Raw genomic sequence first — 18,443 nt, forward strand, 5'->3', positions numbered from 1 at the left:
GAGCGGACAAGGCCTGTCTTCCGCGACGCCGAAGTCGCTGGACAGGCCTTCGCTTCTCCGCCCCCGCTTCGATCGTCATGGTCCGCGAAGGCCGGACCGGCCAACCCTTCGTCGGTCCCGCGTCTTACCGCTCCACTGCCGTCCAGGCGCCGCCGGCGGCGGAGGAGCGGACGGAGGCGTCGATGAAGCGCATGCCTTTGAGGCCGTCCTCGACGGTGGGGTAGATCACCTCCTCGCCTGGGGCGGCGCCGGTGCGGGCGGCGCGGATGGCGCGGGCGGCTTCCTGGTAGATGTTGGCGAAGCCTTCCAGATAGCCTTCCGGGTGACCGAAGGGCGTGCGGGTGACGCGGGCGGCGGCCGGGCCGGCGCCGGCGCCGCCGCGGGTGATGAGGCGCTTCTCCGCGCCGAGCGGCGTGTACCAGAGCTGGTTCGGGTCTTCCTGGCGCCACTCAAGCCCGCCCTTGTCGCCGTAGACCCGCAGACTGAGGGCGTTCTCGTTGCCGACGGCCACCTGGCTCGCCCACAGCATGCCGCGGGCACCATCGGACCAGCGGGTGAGGATGGCCACGTTGTCGTCGAGCCGGCGGCCCTCCACGAAGGTGGTGAGGTCGGCGGCGACGGCTTCCAGCTCCAGGCCGGTGACGAAGGCGGCGAGGTTGTAGGCGTGGGTGCCGATGTCGCCGATGCAGCCGCCGGCGCCGGACTTCGCCGGGTCCACCCGCCAGGCAGCCTGCTTGGAGCCCTCGTCCTCCACCTTGGTGGCGAGCCAGCCTTGGGCGTATTCCGCCTGGATCACGCGCACGCGGCCGATCAGGCCCTCGGCCACCATGGCGCGGGCCTGCCGCACCATCGGATAGCCGGTGTAGTTGTGGGTGAGGATGAAGAGCTTGCCGGACGCCTTCGCCACGTCGACCAGGGCCACCGCGTTGTCCATGGTGGCGGTCAGCGGCTTGTCGCAGATGACGTGGATGCCGGCCTCCAGGAAGGTCTTGGCGGCCGGGAAGTGCATGTGGTTGGGTGTCACTATGGCGACGGCCTCGATGCCGTCCTTCAGCCGGCTCTCCACCCGCGCCATGCCCTCGTAAGACGTGTAGGCCCGCTCCGGCGAGAGGCCGAGGTCGAGGGCGGAGAGGCGCGCGCGCTCCGGATCGGACGACAGCGCGCCGGCGACGAGCTGGAAGTCCCCGTCGAGGCGGGCGGCGATGCGGTGGACGGCGCCGATGAAGGCACCCTGGCCGCCGCCTACCATGCCGAGGCGGATGGGACCCGTATCGGACGGGCTCTGGTCGGTGCTCATGGGTATGCTCCTTGGCAGGCGGGTCTGGGCGCTCAGAGCCCGAGCATGCGACGGTTGGCGGCCTCGTCCGTGCCGGCGCCGGCGAAGTCGTCGAAGGCGTGCTCGGTGACGCGGATGATGTGGCGCTTGATGAAGTCCGCCCCCTCGCGGGCGCCGTCCTCCGGGTGCTTCAGGGCGCACTCCCATTCCAGCACCGCCCAGCCCTCGAAGCCGTAGCGGGTGAGCTTGGAGAAGATGGCGCCGAAGTCCACCTGCCCGTCGCCCGGCGAGCGGAAGCGACCGGCCCGGTCGGCCCAGCTCTGGTAGCCGCCGTAGACGCCGATGCGGCCGGTGGGGTTGAGCTCAGCGTCCTTCACGTGGAAGGCCTTGATGCGCGCGTGGTAGATGTCGATGTTCGCCACATAGTCGAGCGCCTGCAGCACATAGTGCGACGGGTCGTAGAGCATGTTGGCGCGCGGGTGGTTGCCGACGCGCTCCAGGAACATCTCGAAGGTGGCGCCGTCGTGGAGGTCCTCGCCCGGGTGGATCTCGTAAGCGACGTCGACGCCGTTCTCCTCGAAGACGTCGAGGATGGGCCGCCAGCGGGCGGCGAGTTCGTCGAAGGCGGTCTCCACCAGGCCGGCGGGGCGCTGCGGCCAGGGGTAGACATAGGGCCAGGCGAGCGCGCCGGAGAAGGTGGCATGGGCGTTGAGGCCGAGGTGGCGTGAGGCGACGGCGGCGCGCTTCACCTGGTCCACCGCCCAGGCCTGGCGGGCGGCCGGGTTGCCGCGCACCTCCGGCGCCGCGAAGCCGTCGAAGGCGGCGTCATAGGCCGGGTGGACGGCGACGAGCTGGCCCTGCAGGTGAGTGGAAAGCTCCGTGATGACCATGCCGTGGCGGGCGACCACGCCGGCGATCTCGTCGCAATAGGTCTTCGATTCGGACGCCTTCTTGAGGTCGAACAGGCGGGCGTCCCACGAGGGGATCTGCACGCCCTTGAAGCCGAGACCGGCGGCCCAGCCGCAGATGGCGTCGAGCGAATTGAACGGCGGCTTGTCGCCGGCAAACTGGGCGAGAAAAATCGCCGGCCCCTTGATGGTCTTCATGGTCATCGCGCCTCCTCCCGGTGGGCGTCCGTCTGGCGGCGCCCTTGACTTGCGGCTCTCGCGCCGATGCCCCGGCAGGGGGGTAACGGCTGAAGTAACCGATTACATTGAAGCGAACGATGGCAGATCCGGCCGTTTCAGACAAGCCGCCGCAAGGGGGTCCAATCGGCCGCGCGCGCGTCGTGCCATCGCTTTCGGGGACCCTTACCGATAGCGGCGGGGAACCCGTGCGGGCGCGAGCCGGTTCACCCGGAAACGCGGATGCGGCCGCGTTCCGCCGCCACTGTTCAGGGTTTCGGCAACAGTCTGTTCAGGGGCGCCCGGAGGCGTTCGGAGAAGTGCATATGTGGGGCTGACGAGGCCGCCGAACCGGCGCCTCCACCCGCGACGACCGAGGATGGGACTTCCGATGGCCAAGGTTCTGGTACTCTATTATTCGACCTGGGGGCATGTGGAGCAGATGGCGAACGCGGTGGCCGAAGGCGCCCGTTCGACCGGCGCCACCGTGGACGTGAAGCGCGTGCCCGAGCTGGCGCCGCCGGACGTCGCCGCCGCCGCCCACTACAAGACCGAGCAGGTGGCCCCGATCGCCACCCCGAACGAGCTCGAACACTACGACGCTATCATCATCGGCTCGCCGACCCGCTACGGCAACATGGCCGCCCAGATGAAGAATTTCCTCGACCAGACCGGCGCGCTCTGGGCGCAGGGCAAGCTGGTAGGCAAGGTGGGCGCGGCCTTCACCTCCACGGCCACCCAGCACGGCGGCCAGGAGACCACGCTGACCTCCATGCACACGGTGCTCCTGCACCACGGCATGCTGATCGCCGGCCTTCCCTACGCGTTCGCCGGGCAGATGCGGATGGACGAGATCACCGGCGGTTCGCCCTACGGCGCCAGCACGCTCGCCGGCGGCGACGGCTCGCGTCAGCCGAGCGCGAACGAGCTCGACGGCGCCCGCTTCCAGGGCAAGTTTGTCGCCGACATTGCTGCCAAGCTGTTCGGCTGACGCCGAACGGGGCTGCCAAGCTGTTCGGCTGACGCCGAACGGGGCTTCCAAGCTGTTCGGCTGAGTCGCCCCCCACCGGCCGGACAAGGCGGGCGCGTCCCTCGACCGAGGGGCGCGCCCGTTGCTGTTTCGGGCTTGGTGTCAGTAGCCGCGGGTGCGGTCGACGAGGTTCTGCAAGGGCTCGCCGCGCTCGAATGCCTGGATCTGGCCGAGCACGTAGCGGCAGAGCGCGCGCGGGTCGCTTTCGGCGGCCACGTGCGGGGTGAGGGTGAGGTTGGGGGCGTGCCAGAGCGGGCTCGTCGCCGGCAGCGGCTCGGTGACGAACACGTCGAGGCTGGCGCCAGCGAGGCGGCCGTCGTTGAGGGCGGCGACGAGGTCGTCCTCCACCTGCAGGCCGCCGCGGCCGGCGTTGACGATCACCGGGCCGCCGAGCGGGCCGTCCTTGGCGAGCCCGTCGACGAGGCGGGCGTCGAGGATGCCGCGGGTGTCGTCGGTAAGGGGCAGGAGCACCACCAGGATGTCGGTGCGGGCGAGGAAGGGAGCCAAGCCCGCCTCGCCGGAATAGCAGTCGATGCCGGGCTCGGTCTTCGGCGAGCGGCTCCAGGCGGCGAGCGGGAAGCCGAAGGACGCGAGCGCGCGGGCGGCGTCGAGGCCGAGCACGCCGAGGCCCATGATGCCGACGCGCACCTCCGCCGCCGACCATTGGCGCAGCGACTTCCAGGTCTTCGCCTGCTGCTGGGCGTCGTAGGCGCGCTGCTGGCGGTGGTGGAGCAGCACCTGCAGCACCACCCACTCGGTCATGCGGCGGGTGAGGTCCGGGTCGACGATGCGCACCACCGGCAGGTCCGGCAGGGCCGGGTCGGAGGTCAGATGGTCGACGCCGGCGCCGAGGGAGAAGATCACCTTGAGGTTCGGCAGGCCGGCCAGATAGCCGGGCTCGGGCTTCCAGACGAGGGCGTAGTCCACCGCCGCCGGATCGGTCATCGCCTCGGGCGCGACCACGTCGCGCGCCGGATCGATGGCATGGAGGCCGTCGATCCACTCGGTCGGGGACCAGCCCGCGGTCGCCACCACGATCGTCATACGCCACGCTCCTTGGATGTCTCGACCGCGACCGGTCCTTGACGGGAAGGCGCGACCTTGCCCCATGCGCGGGGTCGGCTCAAGCCGGTTCGGCCGGATGCATGACCCGGGATCCGGCGATGCCTAGGCGGGGTCGGCGGCAGGAGGCGGTTCGGGCTCGGTGGCCAAGTCCGCACCCTGCTCCGTGCCTTGATCACCGGCCTGGTCGATCACCAGTTCGATGCGGTCGCCGGCGAAGAGCGTGACGGAGGTCTGCACCGGCAGGCCGGCGGCGTCCACGTCGATGTTCTCGGTGACGAGCACCGCCGCCCCGGCCGCAAGGCCGAGCCGCTGAGCCTCCGCCGGCTCGGCGACGCGGGCCGAGACGCGGGTGGACCGGCGGGTGTAGTCGGTGACGCCGTGGGCGGCCAGCACCTTGGTGAAGGAGCCGGTCTCCGCGTAGACCTCCACGAGACGGGGGAAGCGGTCCGCCGGGATCCAGTGATCGGCAAGCGAGATGGGCACGCCGTCGGCGACCGACAGGGTCTCCACCCGGTGGAGCGGCGTGCCGGCCGGCACCTTCAGCCGCTCGGCGACCCGCTCGTCGGCGGGCTCCAGCCGGTGGCCGATCATACGGCCGGATGGCTCGCGCGCCTGGGCTGAGACGATCTCGGAGAAGCGGGTGCGGCGGCGGATCGGGTAGCTTAGGCGGCCGGACTGGACGAAGGTGCCGCGGCCTTGGTCGATGCGCACCACGTTCTCCTCGGCGAGCACCGCCATGGCGCGCCGGAGCGTGTGCCGGTTGACGCCGAACCGGGCGGCAAGGTCCGCCTCCGGCGGCAGCCGTTCGCCAGGTCCGTGGGTGCCAGCCGCGATCTCGCTGCGGATCAGCTCCGCGATCTGCCGCCAGAGCGCAATACCCCCGCCGCGCTCCATTCCGTCCGTCATCGCGCCGTCGTGTCCCCATGGTTCGATTCGAAAGTGTGGCCGTCACTCTTGCATAGCAATTTGTCATAATCACCCGCGGGCCGGGCGGTGATGGTGGCGTGGCGATGCGCGGGGTGAGGGGTCGCAAATGCGTGGATGGTCCGGCGGAACCGGCCCTGACGGCGGGCGGGAGGGTCGGGAGCGGTCGGGATCGTCCTGGATGCGCGCGAGAGCGGGCCTCGCCGTCATCCCGGCGAAAGCCGAAATCCAGCCGACGGCGGGAGAGTTGGACCGTCGCGGCTGGAGCAGATGACGGTTGGGCCCCGGCTTTCGCCGGGGTGACGACCTGGATTGAGGTTGGCTGTCCAGACTTCGCCGTCGGCGCGCGCCCTCGTCATGGTCCGGTTCAGTGTTCAGCCGGACCATCCACCCTTTCTCGGGTGAGTCGGACCCCGTCATTCGGATGTCACCGGGACGGGGTATCCAAGGTGTATGTCGAGTGGTATAGATGTATAGACCAATCGACGCGCGTCCGGGACGGGACGCGACAGGAACGGAGGCTGCCGCATGAGCATGGCCATGGATCCACCGGGCGAGACGGACGCGCGGCGCGCCGCGCTGGCGGTGCTCGCCCGCATGAGCCGCGCCCAGCTTGCCGACGCCTGGACCGGGCTTGCCGACAAGCCGGACGTCTACGAGATGCGCGCGCCGGAGACCGGCCTCGTCATGGTGCGCGGCCGCATGGGCGGCGGCGGACGGCCGTTCAACCTCGGCGAGACCACTGTGACCCGCTGCACGGTGAAGCTCGGCGACGGCACCATTGGCACCGGCCACGTGCTCGGCCGCGACCGGGTGCAGGCGCGTCTGGTGGCGGTGTTCGACGCGCTCTGGCAGCGGCCGGACACCCGCCCGCTGGTGGAGGCCGCCGTGATCGCCCCGGCGCGCCGGCGCCTGGCCGAGGACGACGCGGCCGTGGAGGCCGAAACCGCGGCGACGCGGGTGGACTTCTTCACCCTTGTGCGGGGAGACGACTGATGGCGGCTGTCACGGCGGAAGCCCTGGAAGGCGGATTCGCCCGCCCGGTGTTCCAGACCCAGGCGGTGTTCCGCGTGCTGATGGCAGCGCTCGCCGAACCGGCGCGCCCGCTGCCGCTGCCGGTGGAGGCCGCGCCGCCGGCGCCGCTGCCGCCCGGCCTCGGCGCGGTGGCGCTGACCCTCCTCGACCCGGACACGCCGGTCTGGCTCGACCCGGCGCTCGCCGCCTCTCAGCCGGTGCGCGCCTGGCTCGCCTTCCACACCGGGGCGCCGGTGGCGGCGGAGCCGATGGACGCGGCCTTCGCCCTGGTGGTGGATCCGCTGCGGCTGCCGCCGCTCGCCGCCTTCGCCCAAGGCACGGCTGAGTATCCGGATCGCTCCACCACGCTGGTGATCGCCGTCGACCGGTTCGACACGGACCCCAGCGCGCCGCTTCTGACCGGCCCGGGCTTCGAGGCGCCCCGCCGCTTCCGCGCGCTACCCGAGCGGGCCGGCTTCCAAGACCAGTGGGCCGCCAACCGGGCGCTCTTCCCGCGCGGGGTGGACGTGGTCTTCGTCGCGGGCGGCCTTGTGGCCGGCCTGCCCCGCTCCACCCGCCTCGCCCCCACGGAGTGACGCCATGTATGTTGCCGTCAAGGGAGGCGAACAGGCGATCGCCGCCGCCCATCGCCTGCTCGCCCACACGCGCCGGGGCGACCGTCAGGTGCCCTCGCTCACGCTGGCGCAGATCGCCGAGCAGCTGTCGCTCGCGGTCGACCGGGTGATGGCCGAGGGATCGCTCTACGACCGGGACCTTGCCGCTCTCGCCGTCAAGCAGGCGCGCGGCGACCTGATCGAGGCCATCTTCCTCCTTCGCGCCTACCGCACCACGCTGCCGCGCTTCGGCTTCTCCCATCCGGTGGAGACGGCGACCATGCGGGTGCGTCGGCGCATCTCGGCCACCTTTAAGGACCTGCCGGGCGGCCAGTGTCTGGGGCCGACCTTCGACTACACCCACCGCCTGCTCGATCCGCTGCTCGCCGGCGATCCGGACCTGCCGGACCCGGCGCGGCGCGACGAGACGACCGGCGCCATGCCGCGGGTGACGGATCTTCTCAACGACGAGGGGCTGATCGAGCCCGATCCGGCAGAGGCGGACGTGCCGGTGGGCGACCTGACGCGGGAGCCGCTGAGCTTTCCGGCCGACCGGGACCTTCGCCTGCAGGCGCTCGCCCGCGGCGACGAGGGCTTTCTCCTGGCGCTCGGATACTCCACCCAGCGCGGCTACGGCCGCACCCACCCGTTCGTCGGCGAGATCCGGCTCGGCGAGGTGGAGGTGGAGATCGACGTGCCGGAACTCGGCTTTTCCGTCGCGATCGGCCGCATCACGGTGACCGAGTGCCAGATGGTGACCCAGTTCAAGGGCTCCGCCAAGGTGCCGCCCGCCTTCACCCGCGGCTACGGCCTCGTGTTCGGCCACCAGGAGCGCAAGGCCATGGCCATGTCGCTGGTCGACCGGGCGCTCCGGGCGGGCGAACTCGGCGAGGACCGGGTGGCGCCTGCCCAGGACGAGGAGTTCGTGCTCTCTCACGCGGACAACGTGCAGTCCACCGGGTTCGTGGAGCACCTGAAGCTGCCCCACTACGTGGACTTCCAGGCCGAACTGGACCTGATCCGCCGCATGCGCGCGGAGATCGCCGCCCTGCAGGAGGCCGCGGAATGATGGATGTGGACGTCAACGAGGCGGGGCTGCCCCGGGTGGTTGTGAGTGACCCGGCGGCGGGGTTCACCCCCCTCTCCAACTCTCCCCCTCAAGGGGGGAGAGGGCCGGTTGGCGGGTTGGGAGAGGGCGGGTCCGAGACGGCCGACCTCGACGGAGCCCTCTCCCCCCTCGAGGGGGAGAGTGGGAGTGGGGGGGAACCTCCGCGCGAGGGGGCGCTCGGCGCCGTCCTCGACGACGACGCCACCCTGCCGACCTACTCCTTCGCCTACCTCGACGAGCAGACCAAGCGGATGATCCGCCGGGCGATCCTGAAAGGGATTGCCATTCCGGGCTATCAGGTGCCGTTCGCCTCCCGCGAGATGCCCATGCCCTACGGCTGGGGCACCGGTGGCGTGCAGGTGACGGCGGCGGTGATCGGGCCGGATGATGTGCTGAAGGTGATCGACCAGGGGGCGGACGACACCACCAACGCGGTGGCGATCCGCGGCTTCTTCCAGAAGACCGCGGGCGTCGCCACCACCACCCGGACCGGCGAGGCGACGGTGATCCAGACCCGCCACCGCATCCCGGAGCGGACCCTGGAGGCGCACCAGATCCTGGTCTACCAGGTGCCGATCCCGGAGCCGCTGCGCTACCTGGAACCGCGCGAGACCGAGACGCGCAAGCTGCACGGGCTGGAGGAGTATGGCCTCATGCACGTGAAGCTCTACGAGGACATTGCCCGGCACGGCCATATCGCCACCACCTTCGCCTACCCGGTGAAGGTGGAGGGGCGCTACATCATGGATCCGTCGCCGACGCCGAAGTTCGACAACCCGAAAATGCACCGCTCCAAGGCGCTGCAGCTCTTCGGCGCGGGCCGCGAGAAGCGCATCTACGCGGTGCCGCCGCACACGGACGTGGTCAGCCTCGACTTCGAGGACCATCCCTTCCGCATCCAGAGCTTCAGCCAGCCCTGCGCGCTCTGCGCCGCCGAGGGCGTCTACCTGGACGAGGTGATTCTCGACGACCGGGGCGGGCGCATGTTCGTCTGCTCCGACACCGACCATTGCGAGGAGCGCCGCGCCGCCGGGCACCGGGGCGCGCTGTCCGGGGAGGCTCTTTGATGTCCGCCGTCGCCATGCTGCCGGACGCCGAGACGGAGCGCCCGCTCCTCAAGGTGTCGCGCCTGTCGCACTACTACGGCGCCCGGCTCGGCTGCCGGGACGTGAGCCTCGACGTCTATCCGGGCGAGGTGGTGGCCGTGGTGGGCGAGAGCGGGTCGGGCAAGACCACGCTCCTCAACTGCCTCGCCGGCCGGCTGACGCCGACCGCCGGCTCGGTGGAGTTCCGCATGCGGGACGGCCGGCTCAGGAGCCTCTTCGGCCTCACCGAGGCGGAGCGGCGGCTGCTCGCCCGCACCGACTGGGGCTTCGTGCACCAGAACCCGGCCGAAGGGCTGCGCATGACCGTCTCGGCCGGCGCCAACGTGGGCGAGCGGCTGATGGCCATCGGCGACCGGCACTACGGCACCATCCGGGCGACGGCGCTCGACTGGCTCGCCCGGGTGGAGATCGCCGCCGACCGGATCGACGACGAGCCGCGGTCCTTCTCCGGCGGTATGCGCCAGCGGCTGCAGATCGCCCGCAACCTGGTCACGCGGCCGCGCCTCGTCTTCATGGACGAGCCGACCGGCGGCCTCGACGTGTCGGTTCAAGCGCGTCTCCTCGATCTTTTGCGCCAGCTCGTTGCCGACCTCGGCCTCGCCGCCGTGGTGGTGACCCACGACCTTGCCGTCGCCCGGCTGCTGTCGGACCGCATGCTGGTGATGAAGGACGGCACGGTGATCGAGCACGGTCTGACCGACCGGGTGCTGGACGATCCGCGCGAGCCCTACACCCAGCTCCTCGTCTCCTCCATCCTGCAGGTCTGAGGACAGAACCATGGCCACGCGCATCGTCGTCTCCGGTCTCTCCAAGTCCTTCGTGATGCACCTTCAGGGCGGCGTGCAGCTGCCCGTCGTGCAGGGCGTCGACTTCTCCGTCGACGCGGGCGAATGCGTCGTCCTCGGCGGACCTTCGGGGGCGGGCAAGAGCTCGATCCTGAAGATGGTCTACGGCAATTACGGCGCCGACGGCGGCCAGATCCTGGTGCGCGACGGGGAGCGCCTCGTCGACGTGGCGAGCGCCGACCCGCGCCGCATCGTGCGGCTGCGTCAGACCACCATCGGCTATGTGAGCCAGTTCCTCCGCGTCGTGCCGCGCGTCTCGGCTCTCGACGTGGTGGCCGAGCCGCTGGTGGCGAGGGGCATCGACCGGGCGCTGGCGCGGTCGCGGGCCCGCGAGCTGCTCGCCCGGCTGAACGTGCCGGAGCGGCTCTACACGCTGCCGCCGGCCACCTTCTCCGGCGGCGAGCAGCAGCGGGTGAACGTTGCCCGCGGCTTCGTGACGGATCATCCGGTGCTCCTCCTCGACGAGCCGACCGCCTCCCTTGACGCCGCCAACCGGGCGGTGGTGGTGGACCTCATCCGCGAGAAGAAGAAACAGGGTGTGGCCATGCTCGGCATCTTCCACGACGAGGAGGTGCGGGCCGCGGTGGCGGACCGAGTGGTGGACGTGATGGCCTTCCGCGCGGCGGCCTGAAAAAGAAGGCCGCGGCGACCTGAGAAACAAGGCCGCGAAGGCCTGAGGGAGACGCCCCATGACATCGACGGCCAAGCTGGCGGAAACCTTCGTCCACCCGAGCGTGCGCCTGCGCGAGGCGGTGATCGGCGCGCGCTGCGAGATCCTTGCGAGCTCCAGTGTCTCCTACGCCACCGTCGGCGACATGAGCTATCTCGGCGAGCTCTGCGACGTGGCGGATGCCACCATCGGCAAGTATTGCGCCATCGCCGACCGGGTGCGGATCGGCGCGCCCAACCACCCGATGGACCGGCCGACGCAGCATCGCCTGACCTATACGCCGGAGTATTACGACACCACGCTGACGCGCGACCACGGCTTCTTCGCCGACCGGCGGGCGGCGCGGGTGACCATCGGCCACGACGTCTGGATCGGCCACGCGGTGACGGTGTTGCCGGGCGTGACCGTGGGCGACGGGGCGGTGCTCGCCGCCGGCGCGGTGGTGAGCCGTGACGTGGCGCCCTACACGGTGGTGGGCGGCGTGCCGGCCAAGCCGATCCGCGAGCGGTTCTCCCGGGCGATCGCGGCGCGGATGGCGCGGATCGCCTGGTGGGACTGGCCGGTGGAGACGGTGCTTGAGCGGCTCGCCGACTTCCGGGGCACGGACGTGGCGGGCTTCTGCGACCGGTACGATCCAGCTGGCGCCGACCGTCACGGTGGCGACACGACGGCAGCCTAGGAGACGGTGCCGGCACGGCCCTTCGACGCGAACGGCCCTTCCGGCCGGCGGGCGAAGCGGATAACCAGGGGCCGGTCCGACGCCGAAAGGGACCAGGGGAGATACATGCGCTACGCCGTCTATTTCGCGCCCGCGCCGGAGACGCCGCTCGCCAAGGCGGGGGCGCGCTGGCTTGGCCGCGACGCGGTCGCGGGGGCGGCGCTGGAGCAGCCCCCGGTGGCGGGGATCGACCCGGAGACGCAGCGGCTTCTGACCACCGATCCGCGCCGCTACGGCTTCCACGCCACCTTGAAGCCGCCGTTCGCGCTGAAGCCCGGCACCCGCGAGGCCGACCTCACGGCCGCCTTCGACGCCTTCGCGGCCGCCCGCGCGCCGTTTGAGGCGCGGCTTGCCGTCCGCCGGATCGAGGGCTTCATCGCCATTGTACCGGACGGGCCGTCGGAGGCCCTGCAGGCACTCGCCGACGACTGCGTCACCGCCTTCGAGCCGTTCCGCCGCCCGCAGACTGTGGCCGAGGTGGAGAAGCGCCGGAAGGCCGGGCTGACGCCGCGCCAGGAGGCGCACCTGATGGCCTGGGGCTATCCGTACGTCTTCGACACCTTCCGCTTCCACATGACCCTCTCCCAGCGGGTGCACGGGCCGGAGGGTGACGCGCTCCTGGCCGGTGCCGAAGCGATGTTCGCCCCGCTCCTCGACGCGCCCATTCTGTTCGACCGGCTGGCGCTCTTCGTGGAGCCGCCGGGCGGCGGGCCCTTCACTGTGGAGCGCTTCCGCCTGTTCGAGGGCGGCTGATCCCCACGTCTCGTTTCGCTCTCTTCCTCCCGATCCGTCCCTGAAAGACCGTCCGATGGCCGCCGAAACCGTCTTCACCAACGCCCGCGTCGTTCTCGCCGACCGCGTGATCGACGGCACCGTCGTCATCCGCGACGGGCGGATCTCCGAAGTCGCCGAAGGGCGCGCCGCCGGCGGCGCCGACCTCGAGGGCGACTGGCTGATCCCCGGCATCGTGGAACTCCACACCGATCACCTGGAGAACCACTACGCGCCGCGCCCCAAGGTGCGCTGGAACCCTCTCGCCTCCGTGCAGGCGCACGACGCCCAGGTGGCGGCCTCCGGCATCACCACCGTGTTCGACGCCCTTCGGGTCGGCATGGACTATGACGCGGAACTCACCGGCGAGGACATGCGCCGGCTCGCCGACGCCATCGAGGCCGGCGTCGCGGGCGACCGGCTCCGGGCCGACCACTTCATCCACCTGCGCTGCGAAGTGGCGGCGCCGGACACCCTGGAGGTGTTTCGCCTGTTCGAGACGGACAGCCGGGTGAAGCTCGCCTCGTTGATGGACCACACGCCCGGCCAGCGCCAGTTCACCTCGCTCGACCACTACCGGATCTACTACCAGGGCAAGACCGGCATGTCGGACGAGGCCTTCCTCGCCATGATCGACCGGCGCGTCGGGCAGGCGGCGCAGTTCTCCGACCCGCATCGGATGGAGATCGCCGAGCGCTGCCGCGCCGCCGGCATCGTGCTCGCCAGCCACGACGACGCCACCGCCGCCCACGTGGCCGAGAGCCTCGCCCACGGGGTGACCATCGCCGAGTTCCCGACCACCATGGAGGCCGCCAGGGCCGCCCGCGACGGGGGCCTCAAGATTCTCATGGGCGCGCCGAACGTGGTGCGCGGCGGCTCCCACTCGGGCAACATCGCCGCCCGCACGCTGATGGAGCACGGCCTTCTCGACATCCTGTCGTCGGACTACGTGCCCTTCTCGCTCCTCCACGCCGCCTTCATGGTGGCGGACGACGTGCCGGGAGTCGGCGTGCCGGAGGCGATCGCCACCATCACCCGCAACCCGGCCGAGGCCGCCGGCCTCACCGACCGGGGCGTGATCGAGGCGGGCCGGCGGGCCGACCTCGTGCAGGTGAACCTCGACCACGAGGTGCCGCTGGTGCGCTCCGTCTGGCGCGAGGGGCGGCGGGTGTCATGACCACCGACCGGCGGCCCGGCGCCTTCGTGGCCGTCGTCGGTCCCTCCGGCGCCGGCAAGGACACGGTGATGGGCCGGGTGCGCGACCGGCTGACGGACGAGGCCCGCTTCGTGTTCGTGCGCCGGGTGGTCACGCGCGACCCGAACGGCGGCGAGGACCACGACTGCCTGGACCCGGCGGGCTTTGCCGCCGCCGCGGCCGGCGGCGCCTACGTGCTCTCCTGGCAGGCCCACGGCCTCGGCTATGGCATCCCGGCCGCCTACGGCCGGATGGCGGACGACGGCGCCGTGGTGATCGCCAACCTCTCCCGCGCGGTCCTTCCCGCCGCCCGCGCCCGCTTCCCCCGTTTTCGGGTGCTGGAGATCACCGCCCCGCCGGCCGTGCTGGCCGCCCGGCTGAAGGCCCGGGGACGCGAGAGCGACGCGGAGATCGAAGCCCGCCTCGCCCGCGGCGATGCGGGCGTGACCGGGCCGGACGTGGTGTCGATCGACAACGGCGGGGCGCTGGAGGCGGCGGTGGACGCGGCGGTGGGGGTGCTGCGGGGGCTTTGAGGGGACGGGGCGGTCGGGTTGAGGGTGGAAAGCGTGGGTGGTCCGCCTTCGCGGACCATGACGATGGAGGGGTTGGAGCGCCTGCGCTTCCGAACACGCGGCCCATACACCTCACGTTCCGCCGTCATGGTCCGCGGAGGCGGACCACCTACGCGTTTTTTTGAACCGACCTGACCATGGGTCGGCGCCCGCTCAGTAAAGCCCCACAGGAAAAAACTTCAGGTGGAGGTCGGCGAGGGTGCCGTCGGCTTCCAGGCTGCGGAGGGTGGAGTCGATCAGGCGTTTGAGGCCGATGTTCTCCTTGGCGACCGCGATGGTGAGGCCCTTGCCCATGTAGGCGGGTTCGGTGAAGGCGCCGTCCGCGAAGCGGCAGCACTGGCGCGATTCCGGGCCGGCGAGCCAGAAGGAGGCGCCGAGGCCGCTGGCGAACACGGCGTCCACCGTGCCGGCAGCCAAAAGGTCGAGCGCCTCGGCGTCGGAGGCGGTCTCGCGCAGGCGGGTGTTGATGAAGAAGTCCGCCAGGAAATCCCGGGTTCGCGTGCCGGCCCGCACGGCGACGGTGGCACCGCGGAGGCCCTCCGGCGTGGCCGGGCGCACCGCGTCGCGGCGCATGACGAAGCGCGCGGGCAGCCGCAGGTAGCTTTCCGAATGGATGACGTAGGTGCGGAGATCGCCGGTGTCCTTGAGGCCGGCGATCACGGCGTCGGCGGCATTGGTCAGAAGCGCGTCGACCAGGAGCGGAAAGGGCCGGACCTGGACGGTGCAGGGCACGGCGAGGCGCGCGCAGAGCGCACGGGCGAGTTCCACGTTGTAGCCGCCGAGCCGGCCGGAGCCGTCGAGGAAGTTGAAGGGCGGGAAGTCGTCCGTGGTGACGAAGCGGATCGCCGGCGGCTTGGCGACGTCGGCGGCCGGCGCCTCGGCGAGGAAGCGCGGCAGAGCGTCAACGGCGTGGCCTTCCGCAACCGCATTGCTCGCCAAAATAGAAAAAATCATTGATAAAAAAATCAATGATCGATAAAACGGGCGTCGGCGCCGCTGCATATCCGGTGCGCTCCTCTCATCCTGATGGCCTTTCGGCTCATCCACGCCCGCCGTCCGCCGACGGCGGCGAACGCCTCTCCATGCGTGTCCGACCACCGGTGTACGAGGGTCATGACGACGGTAGAGCAAAGCGGGCCCGAATTGAATGGCGTCGGCGCGGGCGGGGCGGACCGCGGGATGGTGCCGCCGGCCGGTGGGTGCGCGAACGGGGCAAGGGTCGGCACGGACGGGCCCGACTCCGTGCCGCGATCGGACGACCTCGCCTATGCGGCGGCGTGCGCAGAGGTGGGCGCGCGCTTCATCCTCCTTCCGGCGAGCGCCGAACCGGTCTCCCGCGACGGGCTGACCGCCCACGCCGCGGCGCGGGTCGGCGCCGCGCGGCTTCGCCTGCCGGACGGCGCGGTGCTGACCGTGCTGGCGCCGCCGCCGACCCAACTGGCGCGGCATCTGGACGATCTGGCGGGTGGCGAGGGCCGGAACGGCTGGCCGGATGCACTGGCGGTGACGACGCCGCGCCGGCTGCGGACGGCGCTTCGCGCGGCGGTGGCCGTTCGAACGGAAGCGCGGGTGCGCGGGATTCTCGCCCGGGAGGAGCCGCAGCTCTCCGCGAGCACCGCGCCATCCATAGCGTTTCGGACCGCGCTCTCCATCGGGATCTTGGCGCTCGCCTATGGTCTTGTGAGCGGGCCGAGTGTCCTGCCCTGGGCGATCTTCGTGACCTCGGCGCTGGTCTTCCACGTGACGGCGGGTCTGCGGCTGATGGTGGCCGTCAACATGCGGCCGGTGGCGGCGCCGGAGGCCGCTCCGCCGTTGCCGCCGGCGGCATTGCCCTTCTACACGGTGATGGTGTGCCTCTACCGGGAGGCCGGCATGGTGCCGACCCTAGCGGCGGCGCTCGACCGGCTCGCCTATCCGCGCGACCGGCTGGAGGTGCTGGTGCTGCTGGAGGCGGACGACGCGGAGACCCGGGCGGCCGCGGAGGCCGGCTTCACGGCACCGCATGTGGACATTCTGGTGGTGCCGCCGGGACGGCCGCGCACCAAGCCGCGGGCGCTCGCCTACGGGCTTGCCTTCGCGCGCGGCGATCTCGTCGCGGTGTTCGACGCGGAGGACCGGCCGGCGCCCGACCAGTTGCTGAAGGCGGCGGCGCACCTGGTGGGTGGCGGGCCGTCCGTCGCCTGCGTGCAGGGGGAACTGCGGATCGACGGCGACGACCGGCTGATCCAGAAGCTGTTCGCCATCGACTACGCGGCCCTCTTCTCCGGCATGCTGCCCTGGCTCGCCCGCCAGGGGGCGCCGCTGCCGCTCGGCGGCACCTCCAACCACATCAAGCGGAAGGCGCTGCTCGTCTGCCGGGGGTGGGATCCCTACAACGTCACCGAGGACGCGGATCTCGGCATCCGGCTGCAGCGGTTCGGCTTCCGGAGCGACGTGCTGGCGTCCCACACGCGGGAGGAGTCGCCGGACCGGTTCGCCGACTGGCTGCCCCAACGCACGCGCTGGCTGAAGGGCTGGATGATCACCTGGCTGGTGCACAGCCGCCGGCCCGGCGACCTTGTCCGCGAATGCGGCTTCAAGGCGGCGGCGCTTTTCCACGCGACGGCCTTCACTCAGGTGATGGCGCCGCTGGTGCATCCGCTCGGCATGGTGGCCTACGGGCTGCATCTTGCCGGCGTGAAGCCGGTGCCGGACCTCGGCGGCGCGATCGGCGCCGTGCTCCTCGGCCTTGCGGGCTTCGCCATCCTGGTCGGCTACGGGGCGGCCTTCGTGATTGCCCGGCGTGCCGTGCGGGCGATCGGCCGGCCGGACCTCCTACCGTGGACTTTCGCCCTGCCGGTGCAGTGGATGCTGGTGTCGATCGCCGCCTGGAAGGCGCTGTTCGAGCTGATCTTCAAGCCGCACTATTGGGCGAAGACGACGCATCGGTCGCGGCCCGTCGAGAAGGCGTGACCGGGCGGGGCAGGCGTTCGGGGGTGGCGAGGCGGGTGGAGCGGGTGAAGGGAATCGAACCCTCGTATGCAGCTTGGGAAGCTGCCGTTCTACCATTGAACTACACCCGCGACGCGTCATCCATCGCAAGACCGGGGGTCGGCTGTCAAGCCGGATCGGCGCGGGCACACGGGGTCGGCGGCGGTGCTTTCAGCGGAAGTGCTTGGAGAGCTTGAGGCCCTGGGCCTGGTAGTGGGAGCCGATGCCCTGGCCGTAGAGGGTCTGGGGCGGCTCCAGCATGCGCTCGTAGACGAGGCGGCCGATGGTCTGGCCATGGTCGAGGATGAAGGGCACCTCGTGGCTGCGCACTTCCAGGACCGCGCGCGCCCCGCCGCCGCCGGCCGGCGCGTGGCCGAAGCCGGGGTCGAAGAAGCCGGCATAGTGGACGCGGAACTCGCCCACCAGCGGGTCGATCGCCACCATCTCGGCGGCGGTCATGGGCGGCACGTGCACGGCCTCGCGGGAGACGAGGATGTAGAACTCGTCCGGGTCGAGTACGAGCGAGGGCTCGCCGCGCTGGCGGATGGGCTCCCAGAAGTCGAGCACGTCATGGGCCGCCTTGGCGTCCATGTCGATGACGGCGGAATGGCGCTTGGCCCGGTAGCCGACGAGGGAGCCGGGACCCTCGCGCATCAGGTCGATGGAGAGGGTGAGGCCGTTCTCGAAGACGGCGGGGTCGGTGTCGACGAGGGGCGTCTCGGCGTGGAGGACGGCGAGGTCCTCGTCGGAAAGGCGCGCATCGCCGCAGCGGAAGCGGACCTGGGTAAGGCGCGAGCCGAGGCGGACGAGCACCGGGAAGGTGCGCGGGGAAATCTCTACGAAGAGCGGGCCGCGGTATCCGGGCGCGATGGTGTCGAAGGCGGCGCCGTGGTCGGTGATGACGCGGGTGAACACGTCGAGCCGGCCGGTGGAGCTCTTCGGGTTGGCCGAGGCGGCCACGTCGTGCGGCAGGGCGAGCCGTTCCAGGACGGGCACCAGGTAGACGCAGCCGGTCTCCAGCACCGCGCCGTCGGTGAGGTCGATGGTGTGGAGCTTCAGGCGGTCGAGCTTGTCGGTGACGCGCGCGTGCGGGCCGGGCAGGAAGCTCGCCCGCAGCCGATGGGCGACCGGGCCGAGCCGCAGGTCGAGGCTCGCCGGCTGCACCTGGTCGGCGTCGTAGGGGTGGGAGGACTGGATCGACTGGCGGCCGATCAGGTCGTCGATGCGGTGGGCCGGCAGGATGCCCGTGGCGCTGCGGCCGGCCGTGACGAGACCGGTGTGGCTGCGAAGGGCCGGCTCGGTGCCGGTATCAGGTCTCGTCATGGCGTCCGCCCGATCGTCTGGGTCCACCAAGGCGGACCGTTCGGCCGTCCCGATCGCCGGGAGGCCGGTCTTTGGTGTGGTCATAGACAATCCAGGCGTCTTCGTCACGGGCCGCGAC

General features: G+C 71.3%; 18 protein-coding genes and 1 tRNA gene. 12 read left to right on the top strand and 7 right to left on the bottom strand.

Annotation, left to right across the window (positions count from 1 at the left end):
- Positions 1-124 precede the first annotated feature (124 nt).
- Both BUQ68_RS05275 and BUQ68_RS05280 read right to left on the bottom strand, forming a co-directional pair.
- On the bottom strand, positions 125-1,297 hold the full coding sequence (locus BUQ68_RS05275; RefSeq protein WP_075214902.1) for a Gfo/Idh/MocA family protein: 1,173 nt from the start codon (positions 1,295-1,297) through the stop codon (positions 125-127).
- 32 nt (positions 1,298-1,329) lie between these two features.
- Complete coding sequence (locus BUQ68_RS05280) at positions 1,330-2,382, bottom strand: sugar phosphate isomerase/epimerase family protein (RefSeq protein ID WP_075215117.1); 1,053 nt, start codon at positions 2,380-2,382, stop codon at positions 1,330-1,332.
- 409 nt (positions 2,383-2,791) lie between these two features.
- Between BUQ68_RS05280 and wrbA the strand changes: the two genes are divergently transcribed.
- Positions 2,792-3,391, top strand: coding sequence for an NAD(P)H:quinone oxidoreductase (wrbA, locus tag BUQ68_RS05285; RefSeq protein WP_075214903.1), 600 nt, complete (start codon positions 2,792-2,794; stop codon positions 3,389-3,391).
- Between the two features lie 141 nt (positions 3,392-3,532).
- On the opposite strand, the gene BUQ68_RS05290 is transcribed toward wrbA, so the two are convergent.
- Complete coding sequence (locus tag BUQ68_RS05290) at positions 3,533-4,474, bottom strand: 2-hydroxyacid dehydrogenase (protein WP_075214904.1); 942 nt, start codon at positions 4,472-4,474, stop codon at positions 3,533-3,535.
- Positions 4,475-4,597: 123 nt separating this feature from the next.
- Complete coding sequence (gene phnF / locus BUQ68_RS05295; RefSeq protein ID WP_075214905.1) at positions 4,598-5,401, bottom strand: phosphonate metabolism transcriptional regulator PhnF; 804 nt, start codon at positions 5,399-5,401, stop codon at positions 4,598-4,600.
- Positions 5,402-5,947: 546 nt separating this feature from the next.
- On the opposite strand from phnF, the gene phnG reads away from it, so the two are divergent.
- The 10 genes from phnG (at position 5,948) to phnN (ending at position 13,993) form a co-directional block, all read left to right on the top strand.
- Positions 5,948-6,415: a phosphonate C-P lyase system protein PhnG gene (gene phnG / locus BUQ68_RS05300; RefSeq protein ID WP_075214906.1), complete on the top strand. Its 468-nt coding sequence runs from the start codon at positions 5,948-5,950 to the stop codon at positions 6,413-6,415.
- On the top strand, positions 6,415-7,029 hold the full coding sequence (gene phnH / locus BUQ68_RS05305) for a phosphonate C-P lyase system protein PhnH (RefSeq protein ID WP_075214907.1): 615 nt from the start codon (positions 6,415-6,417) through the stop codon (positions 7,027-7,029). Before phnG ends, phnH begins: the two co-directional genes overlap by 1 nt.
- 4 nt (positions 7,030-7,033) lie before the next feature.
- Positions 7,034-8,116, top strand: coding sequence for a carbon-phosphorus lyase complex subunit (locus BUQ68_RS05310; protein WP_075214908.1), 1,083 nt, complete (start codon positions 7,034-7,036; stop codon positions 8,114-8,116).
- Between the two features lie 245 nt (positions 8,117-8,361).
- A complete protein-coding gene (locus tag BUQ68_RS05315) occupies positions 8,362-9,222 on the top strand; it encodes an alpha-D-ribose 1-methylphosphonate 5-phosphate C-P-lyase PhnJ (protein ID WP_075215118.1) in 861 nt (286 codons plus the stop codon).
- A 14-nt stretch (positions 9,223-9,236) separates the two neighbouring features.
- Positions 9,237-10,028: a phosphonate C-P lyase system protein PhnK gene (phnK, locus tag BUQ68_RS05320; RefSeq protein WP_075215119.1), complete on the top strand. Its 792-nt coding sequence runs from the start codon at positions 9,237-9,239 to the stop codon at positions 10,026-10,028.
- 10 nt (positions 10,029-10,038) lie between these two features.
- Entirely contained in the window at positions 10,039-10,737 is a 699-nt protein-coding gene (phnL, locus tag BUQ68_RS05325) for a phosphonate C-P lyase system protein PhnL (protein WP_075214909.1), read from the top strand.
- Between the two features lie 58 nt (positions 10,738-10,795).
- Positions 10,796-11,455 carry a DapH/DapD/GlmU-related protein gene (locus BUQ68_RS05330; protein WP_075214910.1) on the top strand — a complete coding sequence of 220 codons (660 nt, stop codon included), beginning with the start codon at positions 10,796-10,798 and terminating at the stop codon, positions 11,453-11,455.
- Between the two features lie 105 nt (positions 11,456-11,560).
- A complete protein-coding gene (locus BUQ68_RS05335; RefSeq protein WP_075214911.1) occupies positions 11,561-12,247 on the top strand; it encodes a DUF1045 domain-containing protein in 687 nt (228 codons plus the stop codon).
- Positions 12,248-12,302: 55 nt separating this feature from the next.
- Complete coding sequence (locus BUQ68_RS05340) at positions 12,303-13,442, top strand: alpha-D-ribose 1-methylphosphonate 5-triphosphate diphosphatase (protein ID WP_075214912.1); 1,140 nt, start codon at positions 12,303-12,305, stop codon at positions 13,440-13,442.
- Entirely contained in the window at positions 13,439-13,993 is a 555-nt protein-coding gene (gene phnN, locus BUQ68_RS05345) for a phosphonate metabolism protein/1,5-bisphosphokinase (PRPP-forming) PhnN (RefSeq protein ID WP_075214913.1), read from the top strand. The genes BUQ68_RS05340 and phnN overlap by 4 nt, the downstream gene beginning before the upstream one ends.
- Positions 13,994-14,185: 192 nt before the next feature.
- Here phnN and BUQ68_RS05350 read toward each other — a convergent pair whose 3' ends face one another.
- Positions 14,186-14,971, bottom strand: coding sequence for a transporter substrate-binding domain-containing protein (locus BUQ68_RS05350; protein ID WP_175577736.1), 786 nt, complete (start codon positions 14,969-14,971; stop codon positions 14,186-14,188).
- Between the two features lie 303 nt (positions 14,972-15,274).
- Between BUQ68_RS05350 and BUQ68_RS05355 the strand changes: the two genes are divergently transcribed.
- Positions 15,275-16,984 carry a glycosyltransferase gene (locus BUQ68_RS05355; RefSeq protein WP_175577737.1) on the top strand — a complete coding sequence of 570 codons (1,710 nt, stop codon included), beginning with the start codon at positions 15,275-15,277 and terminating at the stop codon, positions 16,982-16,984.
- Positions 16,985-17,020: 36 nt separating this feature from the next.
- Here the strand turns inward: BUQ68_RS05355 and BUQ68_RS05360 are convergent.
- Positions 17,021-17,094 (bottom strand) — tRNA-Gly (locus tag BUQ68_RS05360).
- A gap of 79 nt (positions 17,095-17,173) precedes the next feature.
- Complete coding sequence (locus tag BUQ68_RS05365) at positions 17,174-18,325, bottom strand: 2'-deoxycytidine 5'-triphosphate deaminase (RefSeq protein WP_075215120.1); 1,152 nt, start codon at positions 18,323-18,325, stop codon at positions 17,174-17,176.
- Positions 18,326-18,443 lie beyond the last annotated feature (118 nt).

The sequence above is a fragment of the Mongoliimonas terrestris genome, assembly GCF_001927285.1.
In the GTDB taxonomy this organism is placed as follows: Bacteria; Pseudomonadota; Alphaproteobacteria; order Rhizobiales; family Pleomorphomonadaceae; genus Chthonobacter; species Chthonobacter terrestris.

Coding starts and splice junctions, on each gene's coding strand:
- BUQ68_RS05275 (WP_075214902.1), bottom strand. CDS start 1,297: ATGAGCACCGACCAGAGCCCGTCCGATACGGGTCCCATCCGCCTCGGC.
- BUQ68_RS05280 (WP_075215117.1), bottom strand. CDS start 2,382: ATGAAGACCATCAAGGGGCCGGCGATTTTTCTCGCCCAGTTTGCCGGC.
- wrbA (WP_075214903.1), top strand. CDS start 2,792: ATGGCCAAGGTTCTGGTACTCTATTATTCGACCTGGGGGCATGTGGAG.
- BUQ68_RS05290 (WP_075214904.1), bottom strand. CDS start 4,474: ATGACGATCGTGGTGGCGACCGCGGGCTGGTCCCCGACCGAGTGGATC.
- phnF (WP_075214905.1), bottom strand. CDS start 5,401: ATGACGGACGGAATGGAGCGCGGCGGGGGTATTGCGCTCTGGCGGCAG.
- phnG (WP_075214906.1), top strand. CDS start 5,948: ATGAGCATGGCCATGGATCCACCGGGCGAGACGGACGCGCGGCGCGCC.
- phnH (WP_075214907.1), top strand. CDS start 6,415: ATGGCGGCTGTCACGGCGGAAGCCCTGGAAGGCGGATTCGCCCGCCCG.
- BUQ68_RS05310 (WP_075214908.1), top strand. CDS start 7,034: ATGTATGTTGCCGTCAAGGGAGGCGAACAGGCGATCGCCGCCGCCCAT.
- phnK (WP_075215119.1), top strand. CDS start 9,237: ATGCTGCCGGACGCCGAGACGGAGCGCCCGCTCCTCAAGGTGTCGCGC.
- phnL (WP_075214909.1), top strand. CDS start 10,039: ATGGCCACGCGCATCGTCGTCTCCGGTCTCTCCAAGTCCTTCGTGATG.
- BUQ68_RS05330 (WP_075214910.1), top strand. CDS start 10,796: ATGACATCGACGGCCAAGCTGGCGGAAACCTTCGTCCACCCGAGCGTG.
- BUQ68_RS05335 (WP_075214911.1), top strand. CDS start 11,561: ATGCGCTACGCCGTCTATTTCGCGCCCGCGCCGGAGACGCCGCTCGCC.
- BUQ68_RS05340 (WP_075214912.1), top strand. CDS start 12,303: ATGGCCGCCGAAACCGTCTTCACCAACGCCCGCGTCGTTCTCGCCGAC.
- phnN (WP_075214913.1), top strand. CDS start 13,439: ATGACCACCGACCGGCGGCCCGGCGCCTTCGTGGCCGTCGTCGGTCCC.
- BUQ68_RS05365 (WP_075215120.1), bottom strand. CDS start 18,325: ATGACGAGACCTGATACCGGCACCGAGCCGGCCCTTCGCAGCCACACC.